We start from the raw sequence: 10,982 nt of genomic DNA on the forward strand, positions 1-10,982 counted from the left end.
CTTATTCTTTCTGCGCTTGGGGCCGATATCACGCGGATTTCTTGAATCCGCCCGCCTGCGTGGCCGTGCGGTCGATCTTCACCACATGCGTCACATAAATGCCCGGGGTGACGATGGCTTCCGGGTCCAGCGCACCCAGCTCCACCACCTCGTGCACGGTGGCAATCGTGGTCTTGGCAGCCGTGGCCATCACGGGGCCAAAGTTGCGCGCCGACATGCGGTAGGTGAGGTTGCCCCAGCGGTCGCCCTTCTCGGCCTTTATCAAAGCCACATCGCCGTGGATGGGGTATTCGAGCACGTAGTGTTTGCCGTTGATCTCGCGCGCTTCCTTGCCTGCAGCCAATTCGGTGCCATAGGCCGTGGGACAGAAGAAGGCGCCGATGCCCGCACCCGCAGCGCGCAGGCGCTCGGCCAGATTGCCCTGGGGCACCAGTTCCAGCTCCAGCTTGCCACTGCGATACAGGTCATCGAACACGTAGCTGTCGACCTGGCGCGGAAAGCTGCAGATGATCTTGCGCACCTGGCCCGCCTTGAGCAACGCGGCCAGGCCCTGGTCGGCATTGCCTGCGTTGTTGTTGACCACCGTGAGGTCACGCGCCCCCTGGGCGATGAGGCCATCGATCAGCTCGCCCGGAATGCCGGCCGTGCCGAACCCGCCTATCAACACCGTGGCACCATCCTTCACCCCCGCAAGGGCCTGGGCCACCGAGTCCGCCAGTTTGTTGATCATTGCAACGCTTTCTTGGTTTCTCTGTTGTCTCTTTGAAATTTGTTCGCATATAGAACAAATGTTCGCTTAAAGAATTATAGTTGGCATACGTATGAATTCCCAAACCCCTGAAGCCAAAGACCCCAAACCGAGCGACAGCTATGTGCAGTCGTTCGCGCGCGGGCTGGAGGTGATCCGCTCGTTCAGCGCGGCCACGCCGCAGCAAACCTTGAGTGAAGTCGCCGCGCAGACAGGCCTCACGCGCGCCGGTGCGCGCCGCATCCTGCTCACGCTGCAGACGCTGGGCTATGTGGAGACGGACGGCAAGCTGTTTCGCCTGAGCCCGCGCATCCTGGATTTGGGGTTTGCGTACCTGTCCTCGCTGCCCATCTGGAACCTGGCAGAGCCGGTGATGGAGGACCTGGTGGAAGAGGTGCGCGAGTCGTCATCGGCCGCCGTGCTCGACGGCCTGGACATCGTCTATGTGCTGCGCGTGCCCACCCACAAGATCATGCGCACCACGCTGGGCGTGGGCTCGCGCCTGCCCGCGTGCTGGACGTCCATGGGCCGCATGCTGCTGGCCGGGCTGCCGGACGACGAACTGCAAGCCCGGCTGCAAGGCCACCCCATGCAGCGTTTTACCGAACACACCACCACCGATGTGGATGCACTGCTGGCCCACATCCGTCAGGCGCGGCAGCAAGGCTGGTGCCTGGTGAATCAGGAACTGGAAGAGGGTTTGATATCGATTGCTGCGCCGCTGACCAACCGCACGGGGCAGACGGTGGCGGCGCTCAACATCAGCGGTCAGGCCAATCGCACAAGTGCGGCGGTGATGCAGGAGCGCCTGCTGCCCGCACTGCTGAGTGCGGCCCGGACCATCTCGCGCATGATGGGAGCGCCGAGGGGGTGACAGATAACGGCTGTCGGCAACCGGCACCAGGGATCACCCACCGCAACAAGCGGCCGGTGCTAAAGCTCCGATTACCGTCTTACGTGGATAGGGCGAGAACCGGAGCCTCAACACCCGTCACTCGCCACGGTGGATGAAATCAGTTCTTGCGAAAGCCGAGCACCAGCACCACGCCGCCGAGAACCATCGCGCCCAGGCTCAACCATTGGGGGATATTCACGGATTCCTTTTCTTTCACGGTCAACTCCAGCGGACCGATCTTGGCCTGGGTGGTGTCCTTGGTAAAGCTGAAGCCCCCGGTCAGAAACCCGGCAAGGCCCACCACCAACAACAGCACACCAACGATTCGCATTGCATTCATGACACTTCTCCCGATGCCGGGTTTGGAGGACTGCAGCAAAGTGGACCCGGCTCCCGACTCTTGCGCCAGCCCAATGTAGGTGCGCCGGCGCACAGCCCGCGTAGGACGCCGCCCCGGCACGATGTAGCAGCCGGGCGCAATCCGCATCACCCTCCCCCGCCTCCCTCTGACGCCAGGCCCTTGCCCTGCGTGCTACCCTCATGCCCCATGTTCAGCCCCTCCCAAGCCGATGTGCGCCGCTTTCTGTGTGGTGTGCACGCCAAGACCCAGAGCGGCGCCCCCATGGAAGCCATCGAGACGCTGGCCAGCCTGTGGATCGCCGAGCACCCCGAGTACCACGCCGACCTGTCCGACGCCGATGCGGCCGTGGCCCGCAACTACGACGAAACGCCGGGCCAGACCAATCCCTTCCTGCACCTGTCGATGCACCTGTCGATCAGCGAGCAATGCAGCATCGACCAGCCCCGTGGCATCCGCCAGGCGGTAGAGCTGCTGACGGCGCGGCTCGACTCGCTGCACGACGCCCACCACGCCGCCATGGACTGCCTGGGCGAGATGCTGTGGGAAAGCCAGCGCGCAGGCCGCCCGCCCGATGGCGATGCCTACATCGCCTGCGTGCAGCGGCGCGCGACGCGGGACTGAACTGCCGCAGTCCAAGCGCTAGAGGCAACCGACGCTCACGGGTCGCACCGACCGACTGTCCATGCTCCACTACCTGCTCCATGCATCCGCGGTCCCATGGCAAGACCAATTGCTGTACGCAGGCCTCATCCTTCTGGCCATCGCCTTGGTTTTTGCGGGCTTTTGGTGGCGCAGACGCGCGGCACGGCCCCGGCAAGGCGACTTTGCTGCCTTGGTGGCACAGCACAACATCGCGCAAGCGCTGGCCGCTCAGGCCGAGAGCCCACTCAAAGATGCCGCAGACGCCTGGCAGCACACCCAACACACCATGGAGCAGGTCAAGTCTGGCGTGGAACGCGCCCTTGCTTTGATCTTGGCGCTGCTTTCCGGCGTTCTGTGCGCGATCAGCGTGTCTGCGGTGATCAGCGATGTCTCGCACTTCCCAGCAGTGGATTGGAGCCTGTTTACCTTCTACGCGGGGCTCGGCGGTGTGTGCGCGTGGTTCACCCGCGTGCAATGGCGCAGTTTTCGCGGGCAGAGATAGACGTGCGCCTATAACACCCGAAACGCCATCACCGCCACCAGCGTAGGCGGCAAGGCCCCCAGCAGCAGACCCAGCGGATTGATGACGCCGTCCGAGAATTTCTCCTTCAGGATGGATGCACCTGCCGGGTTGGGCGCATTGGCAATCACCGTCAGGCCGCCCCCCGTCACGGCGCCCGCCACCAGGGCCACCTTGAACTCGTCACTCAGACCTTCGACCAGCGAGCCCAGGTAAGTCAGCGCAGCGTTGTCGGTGAACGCGGTAAGCGCCGCCGCCCCAAAGAACACGGCGTTGGCATCCATCTTCATGAGCACGGGCTGCAGCCACCATTGCTGCAGGCCGCCCAGCACCACCAGCCCAGCCAGGAAGAACGCCACCAGCAGCGCCTCGCGCAGGATCAGCGGACTTTGGTAGCGCTGGTACGCCGTGGTGAACCCCATGAAGAACAGGAACAGGCCCAGGAACACGGCGGGATGGTGGGCAAACACCACCACCAGCACCAGGAAGGCAAGGTGCACGCCCGTCACGGTCCACGGCACGGGGGACTCGGAGGCAGGGATCTTGCGGCCCATGTGGCCCAGTTGGTTGCGGAAGATCAGCATTGCGATGGCAGCATTGATGAGCACAGCCACCGCTGCCTTCCAGCCGAAGTTGGACAGCATGAACCAGATGTCCCAGTTCCACTTGGCAGCCACCATCAGCACGGGCGGCGCCGCAAAGGAAGTGAGCGTTCCACCAATGGAGATGTTCACGAACAGCACGCCGATGGTCGAATACTTGAGCCGGCTGGAAATAGGGTGTGAGAACAGCGTGTCCCGCAGCATCAGCGCGGCCAGCGTCATGGCCGCCGGTTCGGTAATGAACGACCCGAGCAGCGGCACGAACGCCAGCACCACAAAGTACATGGCCATGCCGCGCTGCACCGGCAACAAGGCGGCAAGCGCCCGGACGAGCGCCCCAGACAGCTCCAGAATAGGCCGCGTGGCGGCGATCACCATGATCGCGAACACGAACAGCGGCTCGGTGAAATTGCGCGAGTCCAGGTAGGCAGTGGCTTCCTGCTTACCGCTGATGGAGAACATGAACAGCATGAGCACCATCGCCCAGAAGCCAAAGACGACCTCTACTTCACCCAGCAGATGCCAGATGCCCGCGTGCCGGGGCTGCGTGTGCGCAAGGTGCTCGAAATACTTGGTGGAGAAGGTGTGAAGAATGGCCAGGCCGAAAAGGACGGCACCAACCACCTGGATCAGGGTGGGGGAGGAGTTCATGGGTCGCAGAAAAGCCGCGCGGCGGCCCGACCAGCGCATGAACCTGCCGGGCCACCATGGCGCCGACACCCAGCTAATATTTTAACTGGCGATACCGGGTTGCTTTGTAGGCGTAGGGCTTGAGGCACCCGCGCAAAGACGGCTGGCTGGTACACACAACCATGCATGGCACTCGGGAGTCTCACTTTCCAGACAATGCAGACACCTATCTGGAGGCTTTCATGTCGACGCACATCCATACGACCGCACAACCTTTGCCTTCACCCTCCTCCGCCCCCATCCCGCCGGCAGTGGCCTGGCGGGGCTACGGCGGCCTGCTGCCGTTCCTGGCGCTGGCAGCCGTGGGCCTGTGGGCGCCCAGCACACCCTGGTGGAGCGCAGCGCTGCTGGCCTACGGCGGAGTGATTCTGAGTTTTGTGGGGGCGCTGCACTGGGGCTTTGCCATGGCGCAAAGCGGGCTGAGCGCCCCAGAGCGCACGCGCTGCTTTGTATGGAGCGTGGTGCCATCGCTGATGGCCTGGCCTGCCACGCTATTGCCCCCTGTAGCAGGGTCGGTGCTGCTGGTCGCGGGCTTTGCTGCGCACCTGGTGCAAGACCATCGACTGGCTGCGCGCACCTCGCTTCCTGCGTGGTACTTGCCGCTGCGAGGGCGCCTCACGGTCACGGCTTGCGTGTGTCTGGCGGTGGGGGCATGGGCCGCCAGCCGTTGAGAATTCAGTCGCCCAGCAAAAAGCCCGCAGAAGCGGGCTTTTTTGTTGCGCTCAGCAAGACTGCTGATCAACGGAAGCGCGACTGGGGCACTGTGTGCAGGTCGCCATCCAGGCTGCTCACGTAGTTGGCCAAAGCCTTCAGCTCGGCGTTGGTGAACTGCTTGGCCACACCGCCCATGATGGCGTTGCCACGGCCCACATTGGCGTTCTTCTCAACCTTGTAGGACTTGAGAGCGACAAACAGGTAGTCGGCGTGCTGGCCAGCGATCTTGGGGTAAGACGGGTCGATGGGCTTGGCGAAGTTGTCGCCGTGGCAGGAAACGCAAGCGCCCTTCTTCAGCAGCTCGGCCACTTGCACGCTGGGTTCACGCGAGGGCTTGGCGGGCAGTTCGGCACCGGTCTTGCCGTGTTGTTCGTAGTAAGCCGACACGTCAGCGATGTCCTTCTCGGACAACGACTCGGCGATGCCGCGCATGGTGGGGTGCTTGCGCTCGCCCTTTTGGTAGGCGACCAGCGCTGCCGCAATGTACTTGGCGCTCTGGCCCGAGATCATGGGCACCTTGTGGATCTCAGGAAAGCTGGCCTGGTAGCCAACGATGCCGTGGCAACCAATGCACATGGCAATCTTTTGCTTGCCGGCTTCCACGTCGCCCTTGGCTTCCTGGGCGTGGGACAAGGCGGTCACGGAAGCGACAGCCAGGGCAAATAGCGTGGTCAACGTTTTATTCATTTTGCGCGCACAATCTCGTGGAAGTTCAGCTCTGGGCTCTGATCAGCCGTTGATTATAGCCAGCGCCCTGTCAAGCCCATTCATCAACGATCCGGTGTTTTCCCCCATGAAATTCCAAGGCTCCCAGAACTACGTCGCCACCCAAGACCTGATGCTTGCCGTGAATGCAGCCATCACGCTGCAACGGCCGCTGCTGATCAAGGGCGAGCCCGGCACGGGCAAGACGATGCTGGCCGAGGAAGTGGCACAGGCGCTGGACATGCCGCTGCTGCAGTGGCACATCAAGTCCACCACCAAGGCCCAACAGGGCCTGTATGAATATGACGCGGTGAGTCGCTTGCGGGACAGCCAGCTCAACGACGGCGACAGCGCCGAGCGCGTGAAGAACATCCGCAACTACATCATCCAGGGCGTGCTGTGGCAGGCCTTCACGGCCGACCGCCCCGTGGCGCTGCTGATCGACGAGATCGACAAGGCCGACATCGAATTCCCGAACGACCTGCTGCGCGAAATCGACCGCATGGAGTTCTACTGCTACGAAACGCGTGAACTCATCAAGGCCAAGCACCGCCCGCTGGTGTTCATCACGTCGAACAACGAAAAGGAGCTGCCCGATGCGTTCCTGCGCCGCTGCTTCTTCCACTTCATCAAGTTCCCCGAGGCCGACACGATGCGGCAGATCATCAACGTGCACTTCCCCACGCTCAAGAGCGAGCTGCTCAGCGTGGCGATGAAGACGTTTTATGACGTGCGCAACCTGCCGGGCCTGAAAAAGAAGCCCTCGACCAGCGAACTGATCGACTGGCTCAAGCTGCTGGTGGCCGAAGACATTCCACTCACCGCCCTGCAAAGCGCCGACAACAAGGTGGCCGTGCCCCCGTTGGTGGGGGCGCTGCTCAAGAACGAACAGGACGTGAGCCTGTTTGAAAAGCTGGTGTTCATGAACCAGAGGAACCGCTGAGTGAGCAACGGCAACAGCAACGACGACACCCGCCAGCTGCTGGCCCACGGCGTCGCCGATGCCGTGGGCTTTGTGGGGGGCGCCCTGCTGGGCTTCTGGCTGGGCCAGCTGTTGGGGCTCGATATCTTCGCGCCCGGCTACGGCACCGGCAGCCTGGTGGGCATCGCCCTGGTGGGCATCGGTGGCGGCCTGGGCCTGCATGCGGCGCGGCGCTGGCAGAACAGCCGCCGCAGCCAACCGTCCAAGGATTGATGATTAAGGGGTAGAGACCCATGGCTTTTGTAGAACCTGTCACGCTGCGCGATCGCGGAGTCCGCCTGGAGCCGCTGGCGCTGACCCATGAAGAAGGCCTGCGGGCCGCTGCTGCCGATGGCGAGCTGTGGAAGCTGCGCATCACCTCGGTACCTGAGCCGCAGGACACCCGCGCGTACATCGAAGCCGCGCTCAAGATGCGCGAAGACGGCAACCGCTTTGCCTTTGCCGTGGTGGAAGATGCCACCGACAAAGTGCTCGGTTCCACCAGCTACCACGACATCGTGCCCGCCGTGAAGCGCGTGGAAATCGGCTGGACCTGGTACCGCCACAGCGTGCAGCGCACCCACGTCAACACCACCGCCAAGCTGCTGATGATGGGCCACGCGTTCGATACGCTGGGCTGCCATGTGGTGGGCTGGCGCACCGACAACTACAACTTTGCGTCGCAACGCGCCATCGAGCGCCTGGGCGCCAAGAAGGACGGCGTGCTGCGCGGCCACGCGCTGCGCCGTGACGGCACCATCCGCGATACGGTGATGTACAGCATGCGTGCTGGCGAATGGCCGGAGGCCAGGGCACAGTTGCTATATCTTTTAGAGCGTCACGCGCAATAAACACTGGCGCTAGAGGCCCAAATCATGCTCATCGACTTCTTCTACACCCTGCGCTCGGCCAAGCTGCCCGTGTCGGTCAAGGAATACCTCACCCTGCTCGAAGCGCTGCAGGCCGGTGTGGTGGGCCCCAAGTCAGATGACGCGTGGAGCCTGGACGATTTCTACAACCTCTCGCGCCTCACGCTGGTCAAGGACGAGAAGCACTACGACAAGTTCGACCGGGCCTTCGGCGCCTACTTCAAGGGCGTCGAAATGGTGGCCGACTTCACCAAGCAGATTCCGGCCGACTGGCTGCGCAAGATCCTGGAGAACGAACTCACGCCCGAGCAGAAAGCCGCCATCGAGAAGATGGGCTGGGACGAACTCATGGAGACGCTGAAGAAGCGCCTCGAAGAACAGAAAGAACGCCACGAAGGCGGCAACAAGTGGATCGGCACCGGCGGCACCAGCCCGTTTGGCCACGGCGGCTACAACCCGCAGGGCGTGCGCATTGGTGGCGCGGGCAAGAACAAGAGCGCGGTGAAGGTGTGGGAGCAGCGCGCCTACAAGGACTACGACGATCAGCAGGAGCTGGGCACGCGCAACATCAAGGTGGCGCTGCGCCGCCTGCGCAAGTTTGCGCGCGAAGGGCACGAGCTGGAGCTGGACCTGCCCGACACCATCCGCAGCACGGCCGCCAATGCGGGCTACCTGGACATCAAGATGGTGCCCGAGCGGCACAACAACGTGAAGGTGCTGCTGCTGATGGACGTGGGCGGCACCATGGACGAACACGTTCAGCGCGTGGAAGAGCTGTTCAGTGCGGTCAAGAGCGAGTTCAAGCACCTGGAGTTCTACTACTTCCACAACTGCGTGTACGACTTCATGTGGAAGAACAACCGCCGCCGCTTTGCCGAGAAGTTCCCCACCTGGGACATCATCCGCAAGTACAACAAGGACTACAAGCTGATCTTTGTGGGCGACGCGACGATGAGCCCGTACGAGATCCTGCAGCCCGGCGGCAGTGTGGAATACAACAACGAGGAGCCGGGTGCCGAGTGGATCCAGCGCCTCACCCACGCCTTCCCCAAGTTTGCGTGGATCAACCCCGAGCCCCAGGGCGTGTGGCAGTACCGCCAGAGCATCAGCATCATCCAGCAGCTGGTGAGCAACCGCATGTACCCGCTGTCGCTCAAGGGGCTGGAAGAAACCATGCGGCTGCTGTCCAAATAGGCGCGGTACCGGAGTCAGAGGCCTTGTGAGCATCTGTCCGACAGGGAGCGCTTCCGTTTCAGGGCATAGTCGGGGATGAATGGGACAGGCTGGCAGGCTTGTCCGCCCCCCCATACGACCTCCCTGACATATCCTTCCGCGCCGTGCCTCTCCGCGTTTTGCGCTCCGCCACCGCTACCACCCCAACGCCGGCCCTGTGGTCGGCGTTGCTGCTTTCCGGCGCACTGTGCCTGAGCGGCTGCAGCCTGCTGCCACGGGCCGACGAGCCCACGACCGGTGACTCGCGCAGCGACATGGCCAGCACCGCCGCCAGCGATGGCACGGCGTCGTTTGACGTGGTGGTGCACGCCCCCGACGCGGTGCGCGAGACGCTGGAGCGCCACCTGGAGCTGCAGCGCTTTCGCCAGCTGCCCGACCTGCAGGCCAACGAGCTGCAGCGCCTGCTGGGCGCCACTGATGCCAATGCGCGGGAACTGCTGGGCACTCTGGGCTACTTCGCGCCCACCATCACCGTGGAGCTGACGGAGGCGCAGGAAACCGCCGGTACCCGCAAGGGCGCGCCCCGCACCGTCACCGTCACCGTGGAGCCCGGCCCCCAAACCCGCATTGCCCGTGCCGACATCACCGTGGCGGGCACCGACGATGCCGACAAAGACAACCTGGCGCGACGGCAGCAGCGCCTGCAGCGCAACTGGTCCCTCGCCCCCGGGCAGCCCTTCACCCAATCGGCCTGGGACAACGCCAAGGCCGACGGGCTGCGCCAGCTGCAGGCCCGGCGCTACCCCACGGCCCACATCGCCAACAGCCGGGCAGAGATCGATGCCGACCGGCACGAAGCCCAGCTGGGAGTGAGCTACGACCCCGGCCCCGCCTACCGCTTCGGCCCCTTGCGCGTGCAGGGCAGCCAGCGCTACGACAGCGACGGTGCGCGGCGCCTGGCGCGCCTGCCCACCGGTGCGGTGTATGACGAAGCCGACATGCTGGACGCCCAGCTGCGCCTGGCCAGCAGCGGCTACTACGATGCCGTGTTCCTCACGCTCGATACCGAAGGCACCGACCCGCAGGCCGCCCCCGTGGTGGCCCAGGTGCGCGAGGCCCCGCTGCAAAAGCTGGTGTTCGGCCCCGGCTTCTCGACCGACAGCGGCGCACGCCTGTCACTGGAGCACATCCACAACCAGATGCCTGTGCTCGGCTGGCGCGCGGTGACCAAACTCGCACTGGACCGCGAAACCAAGCTCGCCAACACCGAATGGACGGACCTGCCCAACGACAACGGCTGGCGCTGGTTTGCAGGCGGCCAGGTGCTGCGCGAGGCCACGGGCGACTACGACGTCAACAGCGGCCGTCTGCGCGCGGGCCGCAGCAAGAGCACCAAAGCCATCGACCGCAACTACTTTCTGCAGTACGACTATGCGAACAGCCAGGGGCTGACTGACAACACGCGGTCGCCCTCCGACACCAGCACGGCCCTGAGCATCAACTACGGGTGGACGGGCCGCTACTTCAACAGCCTCACCGCCCCCACCCGGGGCCATGGCCTGGCGGTGGAGCTGGGCCTGGGCACCACCCTGCGGCCAGAGCGCGACCCGTTTGTGCGCACCCTGGTGCGGTGGCAGTCCTTCCTACCCGCAGGCCGCGTGCAGGACGATGCAGGCATGGGCCGCAATGCCCGCGTAGCACTGCGGGCCGAGGCAGGCGCCGTGCTGGCGCGCGAGGGGGCACAGATCCCCGTCACGCAGCTGTTTGTGACGGGCGGCGACACCACCGTGCGCGGCTATGGCTACCGCAGCATCGGCGCGCGCACCGACAACGGGCAACTCTATGGGGGCCGCTACCTGGCCGTGGGCAGCGTGGAGTGGCAGCGCCCCATCGTCTACCAGGGTGCCATGACCGACTGGGAAAGCACGCTGTTTGTGGATGCAGGCGCCGTGGCCGACAAGGTGGGTGACCTGAGCCCGCGCGTGGGCGTGGGTGCCGGTGTGCGCTGGCGCAGCCCCGTGGGCCCGCTGCAGGCCGACCTGGCCTACGGCGTCAAGACCAAGGAAGTGCGGCTGCACTTGCGCCTGGGGTTCAGCTTCTGA

The 10,982-nt window shown here is 64.3% G+C and carries 13 protein-coding genes; 9 read left to right on the forward strand and 4 right to left on the reverse strand.

Features of this window, described 5'->3' with window-relative positions; genetic code table 11:
- Positions 1-28: 28 nt before the first annotated feature.
- Complete coding sequence (locus C8C95_RS04965) at positions 29-730, reverse strand: 3-oxoacid CoA-transferase subunit A (protein WP_116747858.1); 702 nt, start codon at positions 728-730, stop codon at positions 29-31.
- A gap of 91 nt (positions 731-821) precedes the next feature.
- Here C8C95_RS04965 and C8C95_RS04970 point away from each other — a divergent pair, with 91 nt between their 5' ends.
- Positions 822-1,622, forward strand: a complete 801-nt coding sequence (locus C8C95_RS04970) for an IclR family transcriptional regulator (protein WP_060985022.1) — start codon at positions 822-824, stop codon at positions 1,620-1,622.
- A gap of 139 nt (positions 1,623-1,761) precedes the next feature.
- Here the strand turns inward: C8C95_RS04970 and C8C95_RS04975 are convergent, their stop codons facing one another.
- On the reverse strand, positions 1,762-1,983 hold the full coding sequence (locus tag C8C95_RS04975; RefSeq protein ID WP_199170782.1) for a hypothetical protein: 222 nt from the start codon (positions 1,981-1,983) through the stop codon (positions 1,762-1,764).
- Positions 1,984-2,190: 207 nt separating this feature from the next.
- Between C8C95_RS04975 and C8C95_RS04980 the strand changes: the two genes are divergently transcribed.
- Positions 2,191-2,625, forward strand: coding sequence for a DUF1841 family protein (locus C8C95_RS04980; RefSeq protein ID WP_010459392.1), 435 nt, complete (start codon positions 2,191-2,193; stop codon positions 2,623-2,625).
- A gap of 211 nt (positions 2,626-2,836) precedes the next feature.
- The gene (locus tag C8C95_RS04985) at positions 2,837-3,148 is read left to right on the forward strand and encodes a hypothetical protein (protein WP_133246208.1); all 312 of its coding nucleotides are present in this window, start codon (positions 2,837-2,839) and stop codon (positions 3,146-3,148) included.
- Between the two features lie 8 nt (positions 3,149-3,156).
- On the opposite strand, the gene C8C95_RS04990 is transcribed toward C8C95_RS04985, so the two are convergent.
- Positions 3,157-4,419 carry a putative Na+/H+ antiporter gene (locus tag C8C95_RS04990; RefSeq protein WP_165836513.1) on the reverse strand — a complete coding sequence of 421 codons (1,263 nt, stop codon included), beginning with the start codon at positions 4,417-4,419 and terminating at the stop codon, positions 3,157-3,159.
- 221 nt (positions 4,420-4,640) lie between these two features.
- Between C8C95_RS04990 and C8C95_RS04995 the strand changes: the two genes are divergently transcribed.
- On the forward strand, positions 4,641-5,129 hold the full coding sequence (locus C8C95_RS04995) for a DUF3429 domain-containing protein (protein ID WP_116747861.1): 489 nt from the start codon (positions 4,641-4,643) through the stop codon (positions 5,127-5,129).
- 67 nt (positions 5,130-5,196) lie between these two features.
- Here the strand turns inward: C8C95_RS04995 and C8C95_RS05000 are convergent, their stop codons facing one another.
- Positions 5,197-5,859 (reverse strand): c-type cytochrome, encoded by a 663-nt coding sequence (locus C8C95_RS05000; RefSeq protein ID WP_116747862.1) that lies wholly within the window; start codon positions 5,857-5,859, stop codon positions 5,197-5,199.
- Positions 5,860-5,965: 106 nt separating this feature from the next.
- Between C8C95_RS05000 and C8C95_RS05005 the strand changes: the two genes are divergently transcribed.
- From C8C95_RS05005 to C8C95_RS05025, 5 genes are all read left to right on the forward strand, one after another.
- Positions 5,966-6,820 carry a MoxR family ATPase gene (locus C8C95_RS05005; RefSeq protein ID WP_055401588.1) on the forward strand — a complete coding sequence of 285 codons (855 nt, stop codon included), beginning with the start codon at positions 5,966-5,968 and terminating at the stop codon, positions 6,818-6,820.
- Positions 6,821-7,072: a hypothetical protein gene (locus C8C95_RS05010; RefSeq protein WP_060985012.1), complete on the forward strand. Its 252-nt coding sequence runs from the start codon at positions 6,821-6,823 to the stop codon at positions 7,070-7,072.
- A 20-nt stretch (positions 7,073-7,092) separates the two neighbouring features.
- Complete coding sequence (locus C8C95_RS05015; RefSeq protein WP_116747863.1) at positions 7,093-7,689, forward strand: GNAT family protein; 597 nt, start codon at positions 7,093-7,095, stop codon at positions 7,687-7,689.
- A 24-nt stretch (positions 7,690-7,713) separates the two neighbouring features.
- Complete coding sequence (locus C8C95_RS05020) at positions 7,714-8,901, forward strand: VWA domain-containing protein (RefSeq protein WP_116747864.1); 1,188 nt, start codon at positions 7,714-7,716, stop codon at positions 8,899-8,901.
- 143 nt (positions 8,902-9,044) lie between these two features.
- On the forward strand, positions 9,045-10,982 hold the full coding sequence (locus C8C95_RS05025; RefSeq protein ID WP_243415631.1) for a BamA/TamA family outer membrane protein: 1,938 nt from the start codon (positions 9,045-9,047) through the stop codon (positions 10,980-10,982).

This window comes from Acidovorax sp. 99 (genome assembly GCF_003096455.1).
GTDB classification, from domain to species: Bacteria; Pseudomonadota; Gammaproteobacteria; order Burkholderiales; family Burkholderiaceae_C; genus Acidovorax; species Acidovorax delafieldii.